General features: G+C 66.3%; 19 protein-coding genes and 1 pseudogene. 8 read left to right on the top strand and 12 right to left on the bottom strand.

What is annotated here, in order from left to right; translation table 11 throughout:
- Positions 1 to 158: 158 nt before the first annotated feature.
- The 5 genes from ACSQ3S_RS28215 to ACSQ3S_RS28195 are packed head-to-tail and all read right to left on the bottom strand — an operon-like array spanning position 159 to position 7,088.
- On the bottom strand, positions 159 to 617 hold the full coding sequence (locus ACSQ3S_RS28215) for an AraC family transcriptional regulator (protein WP_436144441.1): 459 nt from the start codon (positions 615 to 617) through the stop codon (positions 159 to 161).
- Positions 618 to 642: 25 nt separating this feature from the next.
- A complete protein-coding gene (locus tag ACSQ3S_RS28210) occupies positions 643 to 3,780 on the bottom strand; it encodes an efflux RND transporter permease subunit (protein WP_353403376.1) in 3,138 nt (1,045 codons plus the stop codon).
- A gap of 9 nt (positions 3,781 to 3,789) precedes the next feature.
- Positions 3,790 to 4,956: an efflux RND transporter periplasmic adaptor subunit gene (locus ACSQ3S_RS28205; protein ID WP_436144440.1), complete on the bottom strand. Its 1,167-nt coding sequence runs from the start codon at positions 4,954 to 4,956 to the stop codon at positions 3,790 to 3,792.
- A gap of 12 nt (positions 4,957 to 4,968) precedes the next feature.
- Positions 4,969 to 6,393, bottom strand: a complete 1,425-nt coding sequence (locus ACSQ3S_RS28200; RefSeq protein ID WP_436144439.1) for an efflux transporter outer membrane subunit — start codon at positions 6,391 to 6,393, stop codon at positions 4,969 to 4,971.
- Positions 6,390 to 7,088: a CerR family C-terminal domain-containing protein gene (locus ACSQ3S_RS28195; protein WP_436144438.1), complete on the bottom strand. Its 699-nt coding sequence runs from the start codon at positions 7,086 to 7,088 to the stop codon at positions 6,390 to 6,392. The genes ACSQ3S_RS28200 and ACSQ3S_RS28195 overlap by 4 nt, the downstream gene beginning before the upstream one ends.
- 164 nt (positions 7,089 to 7,252) lie before the next feature.
- Here ACSQ3S_RS28195 and ACSQ3S_RS28190 point away from each other — a divergent pair, with 164 nt between their 5' ends.
- Both ACSQ3S_RS28190 and ACSQ3S_RS28185 read left to right on the top strand, forming a co-directional pair.
- Positions 7,253 to 8,713, top strand: a complete 1,461-nt coding sequence (locus ACSQ3S_RS28190; protein WP_436144437.1) for a DUF1800 domain-containing protein — start codon at positions 7,253 to 7,255, stop codon at positions 8,711 to 8,713.
- 17 nt (positions 8,714 to 8,730) lie between these two features.
- Positions 8,731 to 10,014, top strand: a complete 1,284-nt coding sequence (locus ACSQ3S_RS28185) for a DUF1501 domain-containing protein (RefSeq protein ID WP_436144436.1) — start codon at positions 8,731 to 8,733, stop codon at positions 10,012 to 10,014.
- Between the two features lie 190 nt (positions 10,015 to 10,204).
- Here the strand turns inward: ACSQ3S_RS28185 and ACSQ3S_RS28180 are convergent, their stop codons facing one another.
- The 3 genes from ACSQ3S_RS28180 to ACSQ3S_RS28170 are packed head-to-tail and all read right to left on the bottom strand — an operon-like array spanning position 10,205 to position 12,838.
- On the bottom strand, positions 10,205 to 11,560 hold the full coding sequence (locus ACSQ3S_RS28180; protein ID WP_436144435.1) for a hybrid sensor histidine kinase/response regulator: 1,356 nt from the start codon (positions 11,558 to 11,560) through the stop codon (positions 10,205 to 10,207).
- Between the two features lie 58 nt (positions 11,561 to 11,618).
- A complete protein-coding gene (locus tag ACSQ3S_RS28175; protein WP_176652725.1) occupies positions 11,619 to 12,365 on the bottom strand; it encodes a 2OG-Fe dioxygenase family protein in 747 nt (248 codons plus the stop codon).
- An 8-nt stretch (positions 12,366 to 12,373) separates the two neighbouring features.
- The gene (locus tag ACSQ3S_RS28170) at positions 12,374 to 12,838 is read right to left on the bottom strand and encodes a MarR family winged helix-turn-helix transcriptional regulator (RefSeq protein WP_436144434.1); all 465 of its coding nucleotides are present in this window, start codon (positions 12,836 to 12,838) and stop codon (positions 12,374 to 12,376) included.
- Between the two features lie 116 nt (positions 12,839 to 12,954).
- On the opposite strand from ACSQ3S_RS28170, the gene ACSQ3S_RS28165 reads away from it, so the two are divergent.
- Together ACSQ3S_RS28165 and ACSQ3S_RS28160 are read left to right on the top strand one after the other, a co-directional pair.
- Entirely contained in the window at positions 12,955 to 14,037 is a 1,083-nt protein-coding gene (locus tag ACSQ3S_RS28165; RefSeq protein ID WP_176652727.1) for an HD domain-containing phosphohydrolase, read from the top strand.
- Positions 14,038 to 14,051: 14 nt separating this feature from the next.
- Positions 14,052 to 15,995, top strand: coding sequence for a CHASE domain-containing protein (locus tag ACSQ3S_RS28160; RefSeq protein WP_436144433.1), 1,944 nt, complete (start codon positions 14,052 to 14,054; stop codon positions 15,993 to 15,995).
- Between the two features lie 260 nt (positions 15,996 to 16,255).
- On the opposite strand, the pseudogene ACSQ3S_RS28155 reads toward ACSQ3S_RS28160, so the two are convergent.
- Together ACSQ3S_RS28155 and ACSQ3S_RS28150 are read right to left on the bottom strand one after the other, a co-directional pair.
- Positions 16,256 to 16,801: pseudogene (locus ACSQ3S_RS28155) on the bottom strand (sugar phosphate isomerase/epimerase); the annotation flags it as partial.
- 94 nt (positions 16,802 to 16,895) lie between these two features.
- Positions 16,896 to 17,732: a phytanoyl-CoA dioxygenase family protein gene (locus ACSQ3S_RS28150; RefSeq protein WP_436144432.1), complete on the bottom strand. Its 837-nt coding sequence runs from the start codon at positions 17,730 to 17,732 to the stop codon at positions 16,896 to 16,898.
- A gap of 109 nt (positions 17,733 to 17,841) precedes the next feature.
- On the opposite strand from ACSQ3S_RS28150, the gene ACSQ3S_RS28145 reads away from it, so the two are divergent.
- The 3 genes from ACSQ3S_RS28145 (at position 17,842) to ACSQ3S_RS28135 (ending at position 20,494) form a co-directional block, all read left to right on the top strand.
- A complete protein-coding gene (locus tag ACSQ3S_RS28145) occupies positions 17,842 to 18,780 on the top strand; it encodes a LysR family transcriptional regulator (protein ID WP_436144431.1) in 939 nt (312 codons plus the stop codon).
- Positions 18,781 to 18,884: 104 nt separating this feature from the next.
- A complete protein-coding gene (locus tag ACSQ3S_RS28140) occupies positions 18,885 to 19,196 on the top strand; it encodes an XRE family transcriptional regulator (protein WP_436144430.1) in 312 nt (103 codons plus the stop codon).
- Positions 19,193 to 20,494: a type II toxin-antitoxin system HipA family toxin gene (locus ACSQ3S_RS28135; protein ID WP_436144429.1), complete on the top strand. Its 1,302-nt coding sequence runs from the start codon at positions 19,193 to 19,195 to the stop codon at positions 20,492 to 20,494. The genes ACSQ3S_RS28140 and ACSQ3S_RS28135 overlap by 4 nt, the downstream gene beginning before the upstream one ends.
- Here ACSQ3S_RS28135 and ACSQ3S_RS28130 read toward each other — a convergent pair.
- Positions 20,491 to 20,787, bottom strand: coding sequence for a hypothetical protein (locus ACSQ3S_RS28130; RefSeq protein WP_436145106.1), 297 nt, complete (start codon positions 20,785 to 20,787; stop codon positions 20,491 to 20,493). The two genes, ACSQ3S_RS28135 and ACSQ3S_RS28130, sit on opposite strands and share 4 nt — an antisense overlap.
- Between ACSQ3S_RS28130 and ACSQ3S_RS28125 the strand changes: the two genes are divergently transcribed.
- Complete coding sequence (locus ACSQ3S_RS28125) at positions 20,771 to 21,088, top strand: LysR substrate-binding domain-containing protein (protein ID WP_436144428.1); 318 nt, start codon at positions 20,771 to 20,773, stop codon at positions 21,086 to 21,088. The two genes, ACSQ3S_RS28130 and ACSQ3S_RS28125, sit on opposite strands and share 17 nt — an antisense overlap.
- Here the strand turns inward: ACSQ3S_RS28125 and ACSQ3S_RS28120 are convergent.
- Positions 21,064 to 21,834, bottom strand: coding sequence for a helix-turn-helix transcriptional regulator (locus ACSQ3S_RS28120; RefSeq protein ID WP_436144427.1), 771 nt, complete (start codon positions 21,832 to 21,834; stop codon positions 21,064 to 21,066). The two genes, ACSQ3S_RS28125 and ACSQ3S_RS28120, sit on opposite strands and share 25 nt — an antisense overlap.
- Positions 21,835 to 21,846: the final 12 nt, after the last annotated feature.

Raw genomic sequence — 21,846 nt, 5'->3', positions numbered from 1 at the left:
GGCGATCGAAGCAATTTCTGAAAAAACGTCATTGTCCCTGGCACTCCCGTTGTACCCGGCGAGTATCGCATATTCGCCGATTTTGCTGGCAATAATATGCTGCGGTGCCGCATGGTGAAACGGAAGGTGCCGGGATACGGGACGTGGAGGAAGGCGCCTTACTTGACGGGGATGCAGAACTCCGCTTCGAACACGCCGGTGGCCGGATCCATCGCGAAGTCGGCCGGGTAGCGTTCGAAGCAGGGGCCGGCGTCGGCCTTGCCTTCGGCGTGCAGCCGGCCGAAGAACGCGCCCCAGGCGCCCGGCACGTCGGCGCCGCTGCCCTTGAACCTGGCCACGGCGTAGCGGCCGGCGGGGATATGGGCTTCCCTGGCCGGCTCCCTGATCGGATAGTCGGCCGAGACCTCGACGCAGGCGTCGTAGCGGCATTCGGACGGCGGCGTGGTGGCCGGGTCGTCCTGCGCCACGCCGTACGTCACCTTGTTCACCAGGCCGCAAGCCTTTTGCCACGGCGTGAACACTTCCTTCCAGAACTCGCCGATCGGCGCGCCGAACGGGCCCTTGTAGCGTAGGTAGGCTACCCGCACTTCCGGTAGATCTTGTATCGTGTATTCCATGTCGGTCTCCTCGCAGATGCTGTGCTTAATGACCGCCGCCGGCGATCTTGCGCAGCGACGGCACGGTTTCCTGCTCGGGCGAGGCCGCCGGCTGGCGGCGCAGCTTGCCCATCACGCGTTTCAGGAAGTGCTCGAGGTCGTCGATGTAGGTGAACACGGCCGGCACCACCAGCAGGCTCAACAGCGTCGATGTGATCAGGCCGCCGATCACCGTGATCGCCATCGGCGAACGGAAGCTCGGATCGGCGCCCCAGCCCAGCGCCAGCGGCATCATGCCGGCGCCCATCGCGATGGTCGTCATCAGAATCGGACGGCTGCGCTTGTGGCAGGCGTCGACCAGCGCATCGAAACGGCTCATGCCTTCCTGACGTGCCAGAATAGCATAATCAACCAACAAGATTGAGTTCTTTGTAACGATCCCCATCAGCATGATCAGGCCGATCATCGACGGCATCGACAGCGCGCGGCCGGTGATCAGCAGCGCCACGAAGGCGCCGCCGATCGACAGCGGCAGCGCGGCCAGGATGGTCATCGGCTGCATGAAGTCCTTGAACAGCAGCACCAGCACGCAGTAGATGCACAGCACGCCGATCAGCATGGCGATGCCGAAGCTGGCGAACAGCGCGGCCATCTCCTGGGTGTCGCCCAGTTCGGCGATCTTCACCGACGGCGGCAGGCTCTTCATCGACGGCAGCGCGCGCGCCTCGGCGTTGACCTCGCCCAGCGAACGCTTGCCCAGCTCCACTTCCAGCGTGACGTTGCGGCTGCGGTTCAGGCGGTTGATCTGCGCCGGGCCGCTCTCCATCGTGATGGTGGCGACGGTGGCCAGCAGCACCGGACCGTTCTTGCCCGGCACCGTCAGGCGGCCGATGGCGTCGAGGTCGGCGCGCACGGCGTCCGGCAGCTTGACGCGGATCGGCACCTGGCGCTCCGGCAGGTTCATCTTGGTCAGGTCGGTGTCGTAGTCGCCGGCGGTGGCCACGCGCACCGTCTGGCCGATGGACGAGGCGGTCACGCCCAGATCGGCGGCCTTGGCGAAGTCCGGCGTGACGATGATCTCGGGACGCACCAGCGAGGCGCTGGAGCGCACGTTGCCGACGCCCTTGAGCGTGCGCATTTCACGTTCGACCTTTTGCGCGGTTTCCTTCAGCGCCACCGGGTCTTCGCTGCGCAGCACCAGCTGCATCTTGACGCCGTTGTCCGGCGGGCCCACCTTGAAGCGGGCGCCGGGAATCGCGTCGAGCTTGTGGCGGATTTCCGCTTCCAGGTCGGCCATCGATTCCTTGCGCTTGTTGCGGTGGACGGTGGTCAGCGTCAGCACGGCGCTGCGCGCCTCGGCCGCCGCGCCGGGCGCGAAGGCGTCGCCGGACGAGCCGCCGCCGATGGAGCTGAACACGGCCTTGATGCCCTTGACCTGCATCGCGGCCTGGCGCGCGCGCTCGGCCACCACGCCGGTTTCGGCCAGCGTGGAGCCGGGCGGCAGTTCCAGGTTGATCTGCGTTTGCGCGCGGTCGGCCGCCGGCACGAAGCCGGTCGGCAGCAGGCCCACCAGCATGATCGAGCCGGCGAAGAACAACGCCGAGGCGATCGCCGTCACCAGCCGGTGTGTCAGGCACCAGCGCATCACGCGGATGTAGCGCGTCATCAGCCAGCCATCTTTTTCCTCGCCGTGGATGGCGGGCTTGAGGATGTAGGCCGCCATCATCGGCGTCAGCAGGCGGGCCACCACCAGCGATGCCAGCACGGCCACCACGGCGGTCCAGCCGAACTGCTTGAAGAACAGGCCGGGCACGCCGCCCATGAAGGCGGTCGGCAGGAAGACGGCGACCAGCGCGAAGGTGGTGGCGATGACGGCCATGCCGATTTCGTCGGCCGCTTCCATCGCCGCTTCCATCGGCGTCTTGCCCATGCGCAGGTGGCGCGCGATGTTTTCGATTTCCACGATGGCGTCGTCGACCAGCACGCCGACCACCAGCGCCATCGACAGCAGGGTCACGGTGTTGAGCGTGTAGCCGAACAGGTACAGGCCGAGGAAGGCCGGCATCACCGACAGCGGCAGCGCGGCGGCGGCCACCAGCGTGGCGCGCCAGTCGCGCAGGAACCACCACACCACCAGCACCGCCAGGATGGCGCCTTCGTACAGCAGCTCCATCGAGCCGGTGAAGTTTTCCTCGACCGGGAAGGCGTTGTCGATCACCTGTGCCAGCGCCACTTTCGGATTGTTCTTCTGCAGTTCCTCGATGGCGGCGCGGGCGCCCTTGGCGACGGCCACTTCGCTGGCGCCTTTGGTGCGGAAGATTTCAAAGCCGATCACCGGCACGCCGTCCTGCAGCGCGACGGCGCGCGGTTCGGCGACGGTGTCGGTGACGGTGGCCACCTGGTCGAGGCGGATGCGGCGGCCGTCCGGCAGCGGCAGGTCCATCGCCGCCAGTTCGGCCGCGCTCTTGACGGTGCCGATGGTGCGCACCGATTGCTCGGCGCCGCTGATGTCGCCGCGTCCACCCGGGGCTTCCTTCTGCACCAGGCGCAGCTGGCGCGACACGTCCAGCGCGGACACGCGCAGCGCCGCCATGCGGGCGTCGTCGAGCTCCACGCGGATCTCGCGGTACACGCCGCCGACGCGCTTGACCGCGCCGATGCCGGGCACCGCCAGCAGGCGCTTGGCGACGGTGTTGTCGACGAACCAGCTCAGTTCCTGGTTGTCGAGCTGTTCGCCGGTGGTCTTGGCGGCCGATGCGGTGAAGGTCAGGATCACGCGGCCGGCGGTGGACGCCTTGGTCACCGTCGGGTCGCGCAGCTCGGCCGGCATGTCGGCCTTGACGCGGGCCACCGCGTCGCGCACCTCGTTGACGGCGTCGGAGATCTGCTTCTCCAGGATGAATTCAACGGTGGTGGTCGAGACGCCGTCGAGCACCGTGGTGTAGATGTTCTTCACGCCTTGCAGCGTGGCCACCGAGTCTTCGATCTTGCGCGCGACTTCGGTTTCCAGCTGGGCCGGCGCGCTGCCGTCCAAGGTGGCGACAATGGTGACGATGGGCAGTTCGATGTCCGGGAAGTCCTGCACCGGATTGGCCTTGTAGGCCAGCATGCCCGCCAGCGTCAGCAAGGCGAACAGCATGATCGCCGGGATCGGGTTCTTGATTGATAAGGAAGAGAAGTTCATGGCGCGTCCTTACTTGGCAGCCAGCTTGGCGGCGGCCGGCGACGATTCGGCGACGTTGTTCACCAGGTCGCCGTCGTTGAGGAAGCCGGCGCCGCGCACCACCACCTGCGAGTCGGCGGTCAGGCCGCCCAGCACTTCGATGCGGTCGCCCAGGCGGCGGCCCGGCTGCACCTTGATCTGGCTGACATGCTGGTCGGCGTTCAGGCGGAACACGAAGCTGAAGCCGTCGCGCACGACGATGGCCTGCTGCGGCAAGGTCATCGCATCCGAGGTGCCCAGTTCGAACTGGCCGCTGGCGAACATGCCGGCCTTGAACGGCGCGTCCTTGGCCGTGGCGCCTGCGCTGGCCGGCAGGTCGACGTAGACCAATGCCGAACGGGTTTGCGTGTCGACGGTCGGCGCGATCATGCGCACCTTGCCGGTCACTTCGCTGCCGTTGGCGGCCTTGACGACGGCGCTGGTGCCGGTCTTCAGGTTGCGCAGGTCGGCGGCCACCACTTCGGCGCGCCATTCAAGGCGGCCCTGGCGGATCATGCGGAACAGTTCCGTGCCGGGGCCGGACACGGCGCCGACGGTGGCGCTGCGCGCGGAAATCACGCCGCTGTCCGGCGCCACCACCTTGGTGTACTTGAGGCGCAGCTGCTGGCTCGCCAGCGCGGCCTTGGCCGAGGCGATGCGGGCGTTGGCGGTTTGTTCGGCGGTGGTGTACTGGCTGATCTGCTGCGCGCTCAGGGCGCCGGTGTTTTGCAGCGTGCGGGCGCGGGCCGCGTTGGCGACGGCGTCGGCGGCGTTGGCTTCGGCCTCCTGCACGGCGGCTTTCGCCTGCGCCAGGTCGGCGTTGACGGTATCGGCCGAGAACACGGCCAGCACGTCGCCGGCCTTGACCACGTCGCCGACATTGACGCGCACTTCGGTCAGACGCAAGCCGTTCGATTCGCTGCTGACGCTCGCTTCCTGCCAGGCGGCGACGTTGCCGTTGGCCGCCAGCTTGATCGGCAGGCGCGCGGCCACCGGCTTGGTGGTGGTGACGGTCAGCGCCGGCTTGGCGGTGGCGGCTTTCTTGTCGTCGGCCGCCTGCGTGGCGGGCGAGTATAAAGCGATGCCGGTGCCGCCGATGGCGAATACGGCCAGCAGGACGACAGCGACGGGTTGCAGCTTGGTTTTCAGATTTTTCATGATGTCGTTCTTTTAGTTGACGCTGATGTCGGCGACGGCGGGGGCGCCGTCGGTCGGGGCGGTCCAGCCGCCGCCGGCGGCGCGGTACAGCGCTACCCAGGCGGCGCTGCGTTCGCGCTGCAGGTTGATGACGGTTTGTTCGGCGGACAGGCGGGTGCGGCGCGCGTCCTCCAGTTCGAACAGGCTGGCCAGGCCGTTCTTGTAGCGGTCCTCCACGGCGGTGAAGTTGACGCGGTAGCCTTCCAGCGCGGTTTGCGCGTCGGTGGCGCGTTCGCCGGTGGCGTCCAGGTTGACCAGGGCCTGCTCGACTTCGCTGACGGCCTGGCGCACGGTGGCGCGGTAGGCCGAGACGGCGGCGTCGTAGCGGGCGCTGGCCGCGTCGACGTTGGCGCGGCGCCGGCCGGCGTCGAAGATCGGCAGCGACAGCGAGACCGGGCCGATGTTCCAGGTGTCGGTCTTGGTGTTCTCGCCGGCGGCGCGGAAGTTGGCCACGCCGACCGCGCCGGACAAGGTCAGGCGAGGGTAGCGCTGCGCCTGCGCGGAACCGACATCGGCGCTGGCCGCCGTCACTTCGCGTTCGGCGGTGAACACGTCGGGCCGCTGGCTCAGCGTGCGTGCCGGCAGTTCCGCGATCGCGATCGACGGCGCCACCGCGGCGGATGCCGCGCCCGCGGCCAGCTTCTGCCGCAGCTCAGGCTCCGGCATCGATGTCAGCGCCACCAGCGCCTTGACGTCGACATCGCAAACGGCGCGCTGGGCGATGTAGCGGCTGTTGCCGTCGGCCGCGCTGGCGCGGGCCAGCGCCATGCTGGCGGGAGACTGGAAGCCGGCCTTGGCACTCAGCTCCGTCAGGCGCGCCGTATCGGCGCGGGACGATGCATCCTGCTTTGCCACCGCCAGCAGCTGCTCGCAGGCGCGCAAGCCGTAGTACTGGTTCGCCACCTCGGCAGCCACCGACACCCGCGCATCGTGCCAGCCGGCGTGCGCGCTGTCGAGCCGCGCCTGCGCCGCGTCGCGCGCCGCCCGCTTGCCGCCGAACAGATCGATCTCCCACGAAGCCTGCAGGGCCGCCTGCGAGGTGGTCCCGGTCGGCAGTGCCGATTGCTGGTTCGAGCGGCTGACGCTGGCCGCCGCGTCGAGCGACGGCGCCAGCGCCGCACCGGCCGCCACGCGCTCGGAGCGCGACTGCGCGATGCGCGAGCCGGCCGAGGCCACGGTCGGGCTGACCGCCTGCGCCGATTCGATCAGCTGCACCAGCAGCGTATCGGACTGCTGCTTCCACCAGCTGGCCAGGTCGGCCTGGCTGCCGTTGTGCGGCAGCGGCGCCTGCCACTGCTGCGGCGCCTGCGCGGCCACGTGCGGCGCTGGCGCCTGCGTGACGCAGCCGGCCAGCGCCGCGGCGACGGCCAGTGCCGCCGCGCGTAAGAATATCTTCATGCTTTCCCTTTTTGGAGTTTGAGTTTTTCGGCGTTGACCAAGGCTTCGGCATAGCCGACCAGATGGTCCACCCAATGTGCGATCGTGTCCGTGGACTCCAGCATGTGCGGCGTGATGGCGTTGACGACATCGCGCCCGATCATGATCTGCAGCGCCATGCCGACGATGGCGTACGCCAGCCGGTGCGCAGCGTCGGTGGGCTGCTCCAGCCCCAGATGGCGGCTCAACACTCCGACCATCGCCAGATGCTCCGGCATGATATTGTTTTGAATTTCCTGCTCCCACAGCCCGGTGGGTTCCAGCATCTCCCGATAAAACAAACGCAGCAGCAGTTGCGCATCCTCGCCGGCCATCAGCGGCGCCATCATCTGCCGGTAGAACCCCTCCAGCGATTGCCGCAGCGTGAAGTGCGGCTGGTCGAACATGGCGATGTTCTCCGGCGACGGCGAACACATGGAGCCGAAACAGGCCTGGTACAGGCCGGCCTTGTCGCCGAAGTAGTAGCTGATGGCCGCGACGTTGGCGCCGGCCGCCTGCGAGATTTCCCGCGTCGAGGTCTTGGAAAAGCCCTGGCTGGCAAACAGCCGCATGGCCGCCAGCAGCAGGCGCTCGCGCGACTGCTCGCCGTCCGAACGTGGCTTGCGGCCTTCTTCGGCTGGCTGGCTGGTATCGATGGAAGTAGGTTTAGGATTCATTGCGACATTACAACACATAATTTAAACAATTGATATAAGTAAATCGATTGTTTAATTTATTGCTGAGGTTACCGTAACAGGCCGTTACAATCGATACATGGGAGTCGTTTGAGCGGCGAGGATATTGCGTTATAAAGGAAATATTTCCTGAATGGAGTGCCGCCATGACCATGACACGCTGGATTGCCGCCGCCGCACTGATGGCGTCCGCCATCGCCGCCGTCGCCGCCACCCCGACGCCGCTGGCGCCCGAACAGGCCGCGGCCCATGTGCTGAACCGCATCGCCTACGGTCCCAAGCCGGGCGACATCGAGCGCGTGACGCAGATGGGCGTGCAGCGCTACATCGACGAGCAGCTCAATGCCGCCGCGCCGCTGCCCCCGGCGCTGACCGGACGCCTGGCCAGCCTCGACGCGGCGCAGCAGCCTGCCGGCGAAGTGCTGCGCCGCTTCCTCGCCGTGCGCGGCATGGCGAAGAACGAGTCCGAAGAGGACAAGGCCAGGCGGCGCGAGGTGGTCACCGCGATCACGCAGCAGACGGCGGAGGCGCGCATCGCCCGCGCGGTCGACAGCCCGAACCAGTTGCAGGAGGTGATGGTCGATTTCTGGTTCAACCACTTCAACGTCTTTTCCGGCAAGGGCGTCGACCGGGCGTTGGTCGCCAGCTACGAGCGCGATGCGATCCGTCCTTACGCGATGGGGAATTTCCGCGATCTGCTGGGCGCCACCGCGCATCATCCGGCGATGCTGTACTACCTGGACAACTGGGTCTCGACCGCCAACGGCTATGTCCCGCGCGGCAAAAAGCAGGGCGGCCAGAAGGCCAAGAGCAGCGGCCTGAATGAAAACTATGCGCGCGAGCTGATGGAGCTGCACACCATGGGCGTCGACAGCGGCTACACGCAAAAGGACGTCACCGAACTGGCGCGCATGCTGACCGGCTGGACCTACGACCAGCGCGAGCTGGCCGCGCGCAACCGCACCTTCGCCTTCGATCCGGCGCGCCACGACCGCGACGACAAGGTCTGGCTGGGTCGCCGCATCAAGGCCGGCGGCCAGGAGGAGGGCGAGTATGCGCTGGACGTGCTGGCGATGCTGCCGGCCACCGCGCATCACCTGAGCTTCCGGCTGGCGCAGTACTTCGTGCAGGACCAGCCGCCGCCCGCCCTGGTCGACCGCATGGCCAAAAGTTACCTCGACAGCAAAGGCGATATCCGCACCGTGCTGCGCACGATGCTCACCAGCGCCGAGTTCATGGCGCCGGAAGCGGTGGGCGCGAAATTCAAGACGCCTTATCAGTACGTGATTTCCGCCGCCCGCGCCAGCGCCGCGCCGGTCACCGACATCAAGCTGACGATGGGCGTACTGAACCGCCTCGGCATGCCGTTGTACGGCTGCCAGACGCCGGACGGCTACAAGAACACGCAGGACGCATGGCTCAATCCCGACGCGCTGAGCCGCCGCATCGGCTTCGCCACGATGCTGGCGCCGGCACTGGATGCGCAGGCGCTGCAGGCCACGCTGGGCGGTTCGATCTCGCCCAAGACGCAGCTCGCCATCGCCGGCAGTCCCGAACCGCTGCGCGCGGCCATGCTGCTGGGCAGTCCCGATTTCATGCAGCGCTAATCACCTCGGAGTTCACCATGCAACGCAGAGACTTCCTCAATACGCTGGCCGCCAGCGCCGGCCTGATGATACCGCTGGGCCGCGGCGCCTGGGCGGCGACGTCCGCCACCGCGGGCGACAAAGCCACCGGCCGCAAGCTGATCGTCATCATGCTGCGCGGCGCCGTCGACGGCCTCAACGTGGTGGCGCCGGTGGCCGATGCCAATTACGCTCGGCTGCGGCCGACCATCGCGCTGGCCAGGCCGGGCGAGGACGGCGGCGCGCTGAACCTGGACGGCTATTTCGGCCTGCATCCGGCGCTGGCGCCGCTGCTGCCGCTGTGGGAGCAGAAGAAGCTGGCCTTTGTCCACGCCAGCGGCTCGCCGGACGCCACGCGCTCGCACTTCGATGCGCAGGACTACATGGAATCTGCCACGCCCGGCGTCAAGAGCACGCAGGACGGCTGGATGAACCGGCTGGTGGCGGCGCTGCCCGGCGCCACCACGCCGACGCGCGCGCTGAGCATCGGCCCGACCATGCCGCGCATCCTGTCGGGCCGCGCGGTGGCGGTCAACCTGGCCAACGGCGCGGCCGGCACCAAGGCCAATGTGCTGGACCGGCCGGCGGTGAGCAAGGCCTTCGACCAGCTGTATGCGGGCAACGAGCGCTTCGGCGCGGCCTACCAGCAGGGCCAGGACGCGCACAGGGAAGTGATGGATGCGGCGGCCGGCAAGATGGTCGGCGGCGGCATGGGCGGCGGCGGGATGTCGGCCGAGATGCAGGCCGCGAACGGCGGCGCGCCGCTGCCTAACGGCTTCCCCGACGACGCGGCGCGGCTGGCGGCGCTGATGCGCAACGATCCGAATATCCAGCTGGCCTTCGTGGCGCTGGGCGGCTGGGACACGCACGCCAGCCAGGGCGCGGCGCGCGGCCAGCTGGCCAATCGCCTGCAGCCGCTGGGGCAGGGGCTGGCGGTGCTGGCGCAGCGGCTGGGTCCCCTGTTCGACGACACCACCATCGTCGTGATGTCGGAGTTCGGCCGCACCGCGCGCGAGAACGGCAACGGCGGCACCGATCACGGTCACGGCAACGTGATGTGGGTGCTGGGCGGCGGCGTGGCCGGCGGCAAGGTGCTGGGCGACTGGCGCGGCGTCGGCGACGCCGACCTGAACGAGGGCCGCGACCTGCCGGTCACCACCGACTTCCGCAACGTGCTGGCGACCGTCGCCGAGCGTCATTTGCGGCTGAGCGACAAGCAGCTGGTGCAGGTGTTCCCGTCGCTGCCGCGCATGAGCGGCAAGCTGGATTTGCTGCGAAGCTGAAGCCAAGTCAAGGACAAAAAAAATGCCCGCTACCTTGACGGTGCGGGCTGAATTCCAATGTTCAGCGAACGGTTGGAGGAGACAGTTCCCACTATATCCTCATTTATGTTGCGGTGCAATACCGTAGAACTACGGTGTCTAAGCTTCTACAGTATAAAAATGCCAAAGTTTTTATGCTGCGCCGCACAGGTCAGCGTTTCGGCAGCGCCAGCGTGAACGTGCTGCCGTGGCCGAAATCGCTCTTGAAGAACAGCGAGCCGCCGATCAGGTTGGCCAGGTTCTGGCACAGGTACAAGCCCAGGCCGGCGCCTTCGGCGTGGCGGGTCGAGGTCGAATCGAGTTGCGAAAACGCCTGGAACAGCTTGGCCTGGTCTTCCTCGCGGATGCCGGCGCCGCTGTCGGCCACCGAGAATTCGATGATGTCCTGTCCCAGGCTTTCCCCCTGACGCTGCGCCAGCGTCACGCTGACCTTGCCGGTCTCGGTGAACTTGATCGCGTTGTTGGCCAGGTTGAGCAGGATCTGCGTCAGCGCGCGGCGGTCGGTATCGAGCACGATGGGTTCGTCGGTCAGCGCCACTTCCAGCTCCAGGCCTTTTTGCGCCGCCAACGGCCGCAGCGTGTCGACCACGTCCTGCACCAGGTCCTGGCAGCGCACCGTCTCCAGTTCCAGCGTGACCTTGCCGGCCTCGATCTTGGCCACGTCGAGGATGTCGTTGATCAGCGAGAGCAGGTGGCGCGCGCTGGTGCGGATGGTGTTGAGCTGCTTGTCCTGCTCGACCGTCAGCGGGCCGGGCAGCTTCATCAGCAGCGCGCCGGTGAAGCCGATGATGGCGTTCAGCGGCGTGCGCAGCTCGTGCGACATGTTGGCGATGAACGCCGATTTCATGCGGCTCGCCTCGGCCAGCTCCAGGTTCTTCAGCGCGATTTCGCGGTTGATGGTTTCCAGTTCGCCGGCGTGGTGCGCCAGCCGCATGTTCAATTCGATCACCTGGCGTTCGCGCGCCTGCAGCTCGCTGTTGACCTGCACCGCCTGTTCGTAGGTGGAGATCAGCAGGTCGAGGATCTGCTGGCGTTCGGCGTTGATGAAGTGTTTTTGATCGCCCAGGTACAGGGCGATGCCGATCTCCATATTCTGGTTCTTGCGCAGCTTCTGGTTCATCAGCATGTGGCCGATGCGGTTCAGCAGATAGTCTTCCGCGTACGGCTTGCGGATGAAGTTGTCGGCGCCGCATTCGATGCCGCGGATGATGTCCTTCGGATCCATCAGCGAGGTCACCAGGATGACCGGGATGGTGCGCAGTTCGGGGTCGTTCTTGATCGCGCGGCACAGCGCGTAGCCGTCCATTTCCGGCATCACGATATCGGACAGCACCAGGTCCGGCTTGCGCACGCGGATCGCTTCCAGCGCCAGCTGACCGTTGCCGGCCACCCGCGCGCCGTAGCGCATGGACTGGATCAGGCGGCGCAGGCGCTCGGCCTGGGTCGGGCTGTCTTCGACGATGAGGATCTCTATCTCATCGGGCTGTATTTCGTAGCTGGTGTCCACAGGCCACCCCTCCTGGATGCTTAGTATAGGCTGTTGTGACTATATCGGATTTAGTCCGTCAGGGGTGAGTTTCCTGTCCCTGGAAACCGCCCGCGCGCCAGGTCAGCACCAGGGTGTCGCGATAGCCGTGCGCACCCAGCGGCTGGATCGGCGTGGATTCATGGATGACAGTCGCATCGTCCAGCAACAGCAGGGTCCACGGCTCGGTCATCGTGAAGCGTTTGCCGTTGGGACCGTCGGCTTCGAAGATGCGCGTCTCGCCGCCCTTGATCTGCTCGCGGCCGATCAGGATCACGGCGACGAAGTCGACGCCGTCGCGGTGCGCGCCTTCCGGCGTCGGGCGGCCGATGCCGTCCGTGGTGTCGATGCGGAACTGGTGCGCCTCGACGAACCACGGCGTGGAGGTGCGGCGGGCCGCGCTGCATACCCGGCCCAGCGCGCCGACCAGCGCCTGCCATGCCGGCTGCGCCACCGTGGCCGGCAGCATGGGTTCGAACAGGCGGTTCATGCCGCCGTGCAGCGCGTTGTATTCCAGCGGCTGCCAGTGGGCGCGGTGCGCCGTCTGCGTCAGGCTGTCGCCGTCCTGGACAAAGCAGGAGTGGCGGCGGCGCCGGTAGCGGCCGCCGTCCTTCAGGTAGTTGTCCAGTTCCAGCGTGTTCCAGCTGGGCGCCAGCGCGTCCAGCGCGTCCGGCGTGACGCCGGCCAGCGCCGCCACGTCCTGGGGCGGCAGCACGGCATAGCCGTCCTTGCGCAATGCGTCGGCCACCTGGGCCGGATGGGTGAAGATCGGGGCGGAAGTACTCATCGGCGCGCTCAGGCCTCCGACATCAGGCCGGCGCGCAGGGCGTCGATCTGCTGCTTCATGTTGACCACTTCCTCCAGCGTGCACTTGGTCGCCTGCAGGATGGACGGCGGCAGCTTGGCCGCCTCGTGGCGCAGCGCGTCGCCGTGCGGCGTGAGCGAGATGATGACCTGGCGCTCGTCGCTGGCGGCGCGCGTGCGGGTCAGCAGGTCGGCCTGCTCCATGCGCTTGAGCAGCGGCGTCAGCGTGGCCGAATCGAGGAACAGGCGCTCGCCGACCTCGGACACGGTCAGTTCGTTTTTCTCCCACAGCACCATCATGACCAGGTATTGCGAATAGGTCAGGCCGAGGGGGCGCAGCAGTTTGCGGTAGATTTTGCTCATCGCCAGCGAAGTCGAATACAGCGAGAAGCAAAGCTGGCCGTCCAGCCGGGGAACGGCGGCGGATGGCGTGTGTGGGGCGGTTTTGGTATCCATGACCACAGTATAGGTAGTGCACTATACAATTGCAAGCTAACAGAGAAAAAATGTTTTGAGAGTAAATCCGCTCGGTTATGATGTGGAAGTAACTAATCAATCGGGAGTTGGGGCGGATGAACATTAAAAAGGCCATCGTGCTCATCGTCGACGAGGCGCCGGACAACCTGATCCTGATGAACGGCCTGCTGCAGGAGCAGTACCAGGTCATGCTGGCCAACAGCGGCCGCGCCGCGCTGGACGTCATGCAGCAGGTGCCGCGCCCGCACCTGGTGGTGCTCGACGTGGCGCTGCCGGACATGAGCGGCTACAGCGTGTGCCATCAGCTCAAGTCCAGCCCGGACACGGCGGGCATTCCTGTCATTTTCCTGCAACAGCAGCCCGACGAGGCGCGCGCCTTCCAGGAGGGCGGCGCCGACGTCGTCGCCAAGCCGGTCGCCGGCGACGTGTTGCGCGCCCGCGTCGACACCCATCTGCGGCTGAGCCACTCGACCGAGCTGCTCAAGCAGCAGCGCAACCTGCTCGAGCACGTGGTCGAGGAAGTGACGCTGGAACTGAGCCAGATGCTCGACGCGATGATCTGGGCGCTGGCATCGCTGGCCGAAACGCGCGAATACGAAACGCCGAATCACCTGAGCCGCGTGCAGCACTATGTGGCCGCGCTGGGCCGCCAGCTGCAGACGCACAAGCGCTTCTCGGAGGAGCTGAGCGACGCCAGCATCAAGGCGCTGTTCAAGGCCGCGCCGCTGCACGACATCGGCAAGGTGTCGATACCGGACGCCATCCTGCTCAAGCCGGACCGGCTCACCGACGAGGAGTTCAGCGTGATGAAGATGCATACGGTGTATGGGCGCGACGCCATCGTCGACGTCGAGAACCGCCTGGGCTACACCAACACCTTCCTGCGCTACGCGCGCGAGATCGCCTATTCGCACCAGGAGAAGTACGACGGCTCGGGCTATCCGGAAGGACTGGCCGGCGACGCGATTCCGATGTCGGCGCGGCTGATGGCGGTGGCCGATGTGTATGACGCGCTGATCTCCAAGCGCGTCTACAAGCCGGCCTTCACGCACGAGACGGCGATGGAGATGATACGCCAGGGCAGCGGCGAGCATTTCGATCCGGACGTGGTGGACGCGATGCTGACCGTCGAGGAGGAATTCATGGCGATCGCGGAGCGCTACAGCGATCCCGCCTAGCGATGCTTCCGCATATGCTACGCTCGCGCGGCTACCTGGCCTTCATCGTCGGCATCTGCCTGACGGTGGGAACCTGTTACCTGGTGACGACGGCGCAGCATCAGCAAGCCAAGGCCAATTTCCAGCGCGACGCCGACAAGGTCCGGCGCGACGCCGAAGTCCGGCTGCAAACCTATTTCGACATGCTGCTCGGGATCAAGGGCATGTATGCGCTGGAAGACCGCATCGACCGCGCGCGCTTCGACCGCTTCCTGAGCGAGCTGCAGCTGGACCGGCGCTATCCCGGCTTCCAGGCGATCCAGTTCGTGCGCACGGTGCCGGAGGCGCAACTGGCCGCCTTCAGCGAGGCGGTGCGCGGCGACACCACGCTCGATGCACAGGGTTATCCGGACTTCCACATCCATCCCGCCAGCCGCCGTCCGCTGCACTACATCATTGAAATCACCAAGCCGCTGAAAGGCAACGAGAATGCCTTCGGCCTCGATCTGGCCGCGCTGCCGCCGCACCTGAAGGCGCTGGAGCTGGGCCGCGATACCGGCGAGATCGTCGCCACCGAGCGCATCACGCTGGTGCAGGACGCCAGCGGCGAACCGGGATTCGTGGCGCGCGCGCCGGTGTACCGCAACGGCGCGCCGCTGCAGTCGGTCGGACAGCGGCGCGCGGCGCTGGTCGGTTTCGTCGCCATCGTCTTCCGCGTCAACACGCTGATGCGCGAAGTGATCGATCAGTCGCTGCTGGAGCACCTGCACGTGCGCATCGAGGACGGCGGCTATCTGTCCGACGTTCTCGCCACGCCGCATGGCGCCGACTCGCTGATGTACGACAGCGACGGCAAGGCCGAGACCCATCAGCCGCGCGGCGCGCGGCTGGACGGGCTGGTGGCGGAAAAGATGCTGCCGGTCGGCCAGCGGCGCTGGGTGATGCGCTTCGAAGGCTACGACGGCGCGCGCTACGGCCGCAATCCGCTGCCGGTGCTGCTGATCGGCGTGGCCGGTTTCATCATCAGCGCGCTGATCGGCGCGTTGCTGGTGTCGACGCGGCGCGTGGTGGACGCCAAGCACGGCCTGGAATACAGCCTGGCCGAGCTGGAACGGCAGAAGGGCAATGTGGAGCAGGCGCGCAGCGACCTGTCGGTGGTGGCGGAGACGCTGAAGCAGGCGCAGACCAATCTGCTGACGTCGGAAAAGATGGCGTCGCTGGGCGCGCTGGTGGCGGGCGTGGCGCACGAGCTGAATACGCCGATCGGCAACAGCCTGCTGACGGCCAGCGCCCTGAGCGACATGGTGCGCGATTTCGAGCGGCGGCTGGCGGATGAGGGCGGGTTGAAACGCTCGGCGCTGGAGGCGCACCTGGCCGACGCGCGCAAGGCTTGCGACATCATGAACAGTTCGCTGACGCGGGCGGCTGACCTGATCACGTCGTTCAAGCAGGTGGCGGTGGATCAGGCCAGCGGCCAGCGGCGCCGCTTCCATCTCGACGAGGTGGTGCACGACACGCTGGCCACCTATGCGGCGCAGCTGCGGCGCAATGTGTGCCTGGTCAGCGCCGACGTGCCGGAGGGGCTGGAATTCGATTCCTATCCGGGCAGCTTGAGCCAGGTGCTGACCAACCTGATCGGCAACGCGCTGCTGCACGGCTTTGACGGCCGCGATTGCGGCACCATCGCCATCGAGGCGCGGCGCGAGGCCGGCGACATGGTGCGGCTGACCTTCAAGGACGACGGCGTCGGCATGTCGCCCGGTACGCTGCACAAGATCTTCGATCCCTTCTTCACCACCAAGCTGGGACAGGGCGGCTCGGGACTGGGGATGAATATCGTTTATAACATTGTCACCGGGGTGCTGCGCGGGACCATCAAGGTCGAATCCGTGCAGGGCGTCGGCACCACCGTCACGCTGGTGCTGCCGATGCGGGCGCCGGACGGTGCGGCCGTCCAGGCTTCAGGTTCGGTTTTGTAGCGGCGGCGCAGCAGGTCCAGCATCGCCAGGTTCAGCTCCCACGCGTTCGATACTTCCTTTTGCGTGTAGGGCAGCGTTTGCGTGTACGGCACGGGACCGAATTCCGGCGTCAGCGTCACGCGTTCGGCGCCGGCGGCGCGGCGCAGGCGTATCACCTCATCCCACCACGACAGGTGCGCCTGCAGCGCGGCCTGCGCTTCCGGCGCGCGGAAGTCGGCCACCTGCGGGCCTTGTTGGTGGCCGACGCGCGCATGGATGTGGCGCACGTGCGGCAGCGTGGCGGCCAGCGTTTGCGGCTGGTCTTCCAGCAGCGATTCGCAGGCGCAGCACCAGTGCGACAGGTCGGCCGTCAGCTCCAGCCCGGGCATCTGTTGCAGGTAGGGCAGCAGCAGCATCGGATGGCCGCTGAAGCGGCTGCGGTGGATCTCATGGACGATGGGCACGCCGTGCTCGCGCGAGATGGCGGCCGCCAGCTCCAGCAGTTCGCGGTTTTGCTCCGGTGTGAAGTAGTCCTTGCCGGTGTGCGAGTTCACGTGCAGCGGCCTGGCGGCGCAGGCGTTGTGCAGCAGTTCGGCCAGCGCCGCCTTGTGCGGCTCGAAGGTCGGATGGAATACCGTTTCCCACTGCGCTGCAATCAGCCCGAGGCCTGCCGCGGCGATGCGGCCGGTCCAGTCCTCGCGCGCGGCGGCGTCCAGCGGCAGCGACATTTCGATGCCGTCGAAGCCGGCCTGCTTGACGCGGTCGATGAATACTTGCGGCGCCAGTTCGTTGTTGCCCCAGTGGGCGGCGAAAATTTGAATTTGCATTGTTGTCGTTAGCCCGTCGCTCCCGCGAAAGCGGGAGTCCATAGGCACTGTGCTTGCAAGCTAAGTATGGATCCCCGCGTGCGCGGGAATGACGTTAGAGGAAGCCTCGGACCGGGAAGGCGGCGTCGCGCTGTATCCAGTTCTGCGGCGAATATTCGGTGGCGCCGTCGGTCACGTGCAGCGTGTAGGCGTGGCGCGAGACGGCCGAGCGGTTGGGCGCGCTGTAGTGCGGCAGCAGGCCGTGGAAGCACACCAGGCTGCCGGCCTTGCATTCGAGCGGCACGGCGGTGCTGTTGTCCGGCCATGGCATGTCGCTGAGTTTTTCCATGCGCACGTCGTCGCCGTTGCGCAGGAAGCGTTCGCGCATCGGGCCGCGGTGGCCGCCCGGTTCGGCCCACATGCAGCCGTTGTCCAGGGTCGCGTCTTCCAGCGCGAACCAGAAGGTGGTGACGCTGACGGGCGTGGTGTCGAAGTAGGTGGCGTCCTGGTGCCAGCGCACTTCGCCGCCGATGCCGGGCTGCTTGAAGATGTACATCGATTGCCAGATATGGGCGTCGGACAGGCCCAGGTCGCGCGCCACGGCGGCCAGCCGCACGTCGGTGGAGAAGGCGCGGAACACCGGGTCGAGGTCGTGCATCGCGTGGCCGATCTTGTTGATCGACAGCGACTTGTCCTGTTTCAGCTCACCGTCCGGGCCGAAGGCTTCTTCCTCGAAGAAGCAGCGCACCGTGTTGTCCGAGCCGAGGAAATAGTCGTCGGTGGTCTTTTCCTGTTCGATGGTGCTGAAGATGCCGGCGCCTTTCGGGTCGAATTCGTTGACAATCTCCGCGGCCCGCCCGCGCAGCGCCGCGATCTCCTGCGGTGTCTTGAAGTTTGGCAGGATGATGTAGCCGTCGGCCTGGAATTGTTGTTTTTGCGCGTCTGTCAGCATGGCGGGCTCCGGATGGGAAGTATCGATGATGCCATTGTAAGTCCGGGTCCCGGGCCTAACAATCCGCAAAAGGTTGACACATTGTCGCCAATATGGAGACAATCGGGCCATGGACCAGTTACGGGCAATGGAGATTTTCGTCGAGGTGGCAAGGCTGCGCAGCTTCAGCGAGGCGGGCCGCCGCCTGGGGCTGACGCGCGCCATGGTCAGCAAGGCCATCCTGCAGCTGGAAGACAAGCTGCAGGCGCGCCTGCTGCACCGTTCGACGCGCGAGGTGAGCCTGACCGATGCCGGGCTGGCCTACCTGGCGCCGTGCATGGCGACGGTGTCGCAGGCCCAGGAGGCGGCGCGGGCCGTCAACCAGGCCGCGCAGGGTGGCGCCGAACTGGCCGGCCCGCTGCGGATACAGGCGCCGTCCAGTTTCGGCAGCGAGTGGCTGGCCGACGCCGTGGCGCGATTCAGCCTGCCGCACCCGCAACTGGCGCCGATGCTGACCGTGGACGACGCGCTGCTCGATCCGATCGAGCACGGTTTCGATTTGACGATACGGGTCGGCGGCATACCGGACGTGCATGCGCTGGCGATGCGGCCTCTGGCGCCGTGCCGCGGCGTGCTGTGCGCGTCGCCGGCCTACCTGGCGCGGCACGGCGTGCCGCAGGCGCCGCAGGACCTGGCGCAGCACCGCTGCCTGCATTTCAGCCATCTGACCGGCGGCACGGCGTGGCATTTCACGCGGGGCGACGAGCGGCAGACGGTGCGGGTGCAGGCGGCCTTCACCGCCAACAATGGACTGGTATTGCAGCAGGCCGCGCAGCGCGGGCTGGGCATCGTCTACAACACCACCTTCCTGGCGTGGCGCAGCCTGATGGAAGGCACGCTGGTGCCGGTGCTGGCGGACTGGGAGCTGCCGCTGAACCACTTGAGCGCGCTGTATCCGGCCAGCCGCCAGCCGTCGCCCAAGGTGCGTGCGCTGATTGATTTCCTGGTGGCCGAGTACCAGCCGGTGCCGCCATGGGACCGCGAACTGGCCTCCGCCGGGATGATGTAGATGGTATTTTATTCAATTAAAAAAAAAGATAGTTAAGTATCTAGAAATCATAGTGAAAAAAGATACTATACTGTCGATATACGCTAATTGGATAGAAAATTATCATGAAGACGCTTATCGAAGTCGGCAATGCATTGCAGGAGGCCCGGGCAGCCAGAAAGATCAAGATGGGGCAGCTTGTCGACAGCACGGGGTTGACGGCGGTGACTTTGCGCGGTCTGCTGGAAGGTAAGACAGACGCAAGATTATCCTCGGTCTTTGCCGTGGCGCAGGAGCTGGGACTGGAGTTGATGCTGGTACCCAAAGAGCTTGCGTCATCCTTTTCGGATAACGCCGCCGGGGCTGCGCCGGTGGAATCCGCAGTAGAGCGCGCCTTGCGGGAACCCGGTGCATTCAAGCTCAGAAGAATGCCATGAAGTTCCGGGTCCTGGAGATACGGATAGGCGAGCGCCGTGTCGGCCACCTTTTCCAGTACGGCGACATCGTCAGGTTGAGCGTCGCCCCCGGCTATGCGAACGATCCCCGGAGGCCGGTGTTGTCGCTGTCGATGCTGGCCGGCGCTCCCGAGCAGCAAGTCGCGTTCTTCCTCGATCAGCTTAATCCCGCGCTGAACTCGCCGGGGGAGGGGAAGCTGCCTGCATTTTTCCAGAACCTGCTGCCGGAAGGCGTGCTCCGCACACATATTGCGCTGGAACGCAGATGCGATGAAAACGACCATCTCGAAATTCTTGCCGCTTGCGGCGGCGACCTCCCGGGCAACGTCTATGCATTCCCGTCGCGCGATGCCGGCCTGGTTGAGGAACTGGTGACGCAACGACACGATGCGCTGGAAATGAGCGTCATCGACGAGCCCATGGAGGACGGATTTTCGCTCTCGGGGATGCAGCCGAAGCTGGCGCTGATCCGGCAGGGCGGGCGTTTCGTGGTGGCGCGCCATCTGGAAGGCGGGCACGTCATCGGCAAACTGCCCACTGCAGCCTATGACTTCCTGCCACAGGTAGAACATCTGTCATTGAAACTGGCTGCCGCCGCCGGCGCCACGGTGTGCCAAGCCTCTCTGCAACCGATGAGTCTGGTCATGGCCGACCATCAGTTTGCGCTGGGGAAGTCGGACCACTTCCTGGCCGTCGAGCGCTTCGACAGGGACCACGAAAACCTTCCCGGCGGGCGCTTGCACGCAGAGGACTTCGCGCAGATCCTGGGCAAGGATCCCAGGATGAAGTATGCCGGCGCGACCTACGCCGAGATGGCGCTGGTGATGCTCGCATTTGAAGGGCTCGGCGTTGAAGCGGTACATGAACTGCTTCGGCGCATCACTATCAATGAGCTGCTGGGCAACTACGACGGGCACCTCAAAAATACCGGCATCCTGCATTATCCGGACGGCAGCATCGCACTCTCTCCGGCTTACGACGTGGTGGCTTATTCGGTCTATCTGAAAGGCGAAGGACATGCGCTGGCATTTGCGCCTGGCCTGCCGAAGCGGCAAATTCTGAATCCTCAGGCATTGCGCGCATTGAGCAATGCAACCGGGCTTCCGGAGGCGCCGTTGCGCAAGCTGGTGCGCACCGTTTGCGAGCGGGCCCTGGCGCTATGGCCGGCGATGATCGCCGACAGCGATCTGCTGCCGGAGCAGAAGGAACGATTGTCGGCCTTCTTCATGGCGCGGCCGCTGATGGTGTCGCTGCTCAAGCGTCGCCGCGCTGGCGCCTAGGCCGCGGCGACCTGCCAGGCGCCGTCGCGGTGGACCGGTTCGTCGTCGAGGTAGACGGCTTCGGTGACCGCGAACACGTCGACGTGGTAGCGCGCCTCGGTGAACACTTCGCCCAGCGGGAACTGGCCGCCGACGTTGTTCATCCCGCTGTAGTCGCCGATATTCAGCTCGGCCATGTCGACCGTGTGCTCTGGAATGTCGCCGAAACGGCTGACTGATTGCTCGACCCGATCGAGCACGGTTTCGATTTGACGATACGAGCGGCAGACGGTGCGGGTGCAGGCGGCCTTCACCGCCAACCATGGGCTGGTGCTGCAGCAGGCCGCGCAGCGCGGGCTGGGCATCGCCTACAACATCACTTTCCTGGTCTGGCGCGCGCTGAAGGAAGGCACGCTGGTGCCGGTGCTGGCGGACTGGGAGCTGCCGCTCAACTATCTGAGCGCGCCATATCCCGCCAGCCGCCAGCCGTCGCCCAAGGTGCGCGCGCTGATCGATTTCCTGGTGGCCGAATACCAGCCGGTGCTGCCCTGGGACCGCGAGCTGACAGCGGCGGGCCTGCTCATTCCCGGTCAGGTCGCGGCCAACCGGTACTGATGCGGGCTCATACCCAGCCGGGCCTTGAACGCCGAACCCAGATGCGATTGATGGGCGAATCCGCAATCGAGCGCGATCGCGGCGAGTGGCGCATTCGTCGAGCGCAACAAGGCGCGTGCCCGCTGCAGCCGGCGCTCGGTGATGTAGGCGTGCGGGGTGGTGCCGATGGCGCTTGAAAAACTGCGCAGGAACCGCAGCGGCGGCATGCCGGCCAGCCGCGCCAGCTCGTCGAGACCGAGCGCGCCGTCGATGGTGTCGTCGATGTATTCCAGCACGCGCGCGTGGATGGCGCGATCCAGGCCGTAGCTGCGCGGTGCCGCCTCCGGCTTCGCCAGCAATGCGACGCCGCGATCCAGAAACAGCGCCGCCTGTTCCTCGATGAGCTGGATGTCCGGTTGTGATTTCAGCATCAACCACCGCAAGCGCGAGCCAAGCCGGACGGCATGCCGGTCTCCATGGAAGACGACCCGTGGACCATCCGGCGAGGCGCCGGGCGTGCGCGCCACATGCAAAGCCAGGTATTCCCCGCCGTGCGCGGACTCCGAAAAGATATCCACCTCCGGCGCGGCGAGGGCCAGATCGCCGGGCCACGCATCGAAATCGCATCGACTGCCGCCGCCGATGGCGTGCACGCCGCGTTGCCGTTCAAACGCCATGCCGATCACGCAGGACGGCGAGGCGTCGCTGATGGAATACGGCGCCGAGGCGAACAACTCCATGCTGGCCCAGCCGAGATCGAGCTTCATGAAATTTCCTGA

Source organism: Duganella sp. LjRoot269 (assembly GCF_964254095.1).
GTDB lineage: Bacteria > Pseudomonadota > Gammaproteobacteria > Burkholderiales > Burkholderiaceae_D > Rugamonas > Rugamonas hordei.
Note: the sequence above shows the minus strand (reverse complement) of the source record. Positions and strands in the feature narration are given on the sequence as shown.

Bases quoted from the DNA above. Each gene is read 5' to 3' on its own strand.
- ACSQ3S_RS28185 (WP_436144436.1), top strand. From the start codon at position 8,731: ATGCAACGCAGAGACTTCCTCAATACGCTGGCCGCCAGCGCCGGCCTG.
- ACSQ3S_RS28190 (WP_436144437.1), top strand. From the start codon at position 7,253: ATGACCATGACACGCTGGATTGCCGCCGCCGCACTGATGGCGTCCGCC.
- ACSQ3S_RS28175 (WP_176652725.1), bottom strand. From the start codon at position 12,365: ATGAGTACTTCCGCCCCGATCTTCACCCATCCGGCCCAGGTGGCCGAC.
- ACSQ3S_RS28145 (WP_436144431.1), top strand. From the start codon at position 17,842: ATGGACCAGTTACGGGCAATGGAGATTTTCGTCGAGGTGGCAAGGCTG.
- ACSQ3S_RS28165 (WP_176652727.1), top strand. From the start codon at position 12,955: ATGAACATTAAAAAGGCCATCGTGCTCATCGTCGACGAGGCGCCGGAC.
- ACSQ3S_RS28215 (WP_436144441.1), bottom strand. From the start codon at position 617: ATGGAATACACGATACAAGATCTACCGGAAGTGCGGGTAGCCTACCTA.
- ACSQ3S_RS28205 (WP_436144440.1), bottom strand. From the start codon at position 4,956: ATGAAAAATCTGAAAACCAAGCTGCAACCCGTCGCTGTCGTCCTGCTG.
- ACSQ3S_RS28140 (WP_436144430.1), top strand. From the start codon at position 18,885: ATGAAGACGCTTATCGAAGTCGGCAATGCATTGCAGGAGGCCCGGGCA.
- ACSQ3S_RS28200 (WP_436144439.1), bottom strand. From the start codon at position 6,393: ATGAAGATATTCTTACGCGCGGCGGCACTGGCCGTCGCCGCGGCGCTG.
- ACSQ3S_RS28160 (WP_436144433.1), top strand. From the start codon at position 14,052: ATGCTACGCTCGCGCGGCTACCTGGCCTTCATCGTCGGCATCTGCCTG.
- ACSQ3S_RS28195 (WP_436144438.1), bottom strand. From the start codon at position 7,088: ATGAATCCTAAACCTACTTCCATCGATACCAGCCAGCCAGCCGAAGAA.
- ACSQ3S_RS28120 (WP_436144427.1), bottom strand. From the start codon at position 21,834: ATGAAGCTCGATCTCGGCTGGGCCAGCATGGAGTTGTTCGCCTCGGCG.
- ACSQ3S_RS28170 (WP_436144434.1), bottom strand. From the start codon at position 12,838: ATGGATACCAAAACCGCCCCACACACGCCATCCGCCGCCGTTCCCCGG.
- ACSQ3S_RS28135 (WP_436144429.1), top strand. From the start codon at position 19,193: ATGAAGTTCCGGGTCCTGGAGATACGGATAGGCGAGCGCCGTGTCGGC.
- ACSQ3S_RS28210 (WP_353403376.1), bottom strand. From the start codon at position 3,780: ATGAACTTCTCTTCCTTATCAATCAAGAACCCGATCCCGGCGATCATG.
- ACSQ3S_RS28150 (WP_436144432.1), bottom strand. From the start codon at position 17,732: ATGCTGACAGACGCGCAAAAACAACAATTCCAGGCCGACGGCTACATC.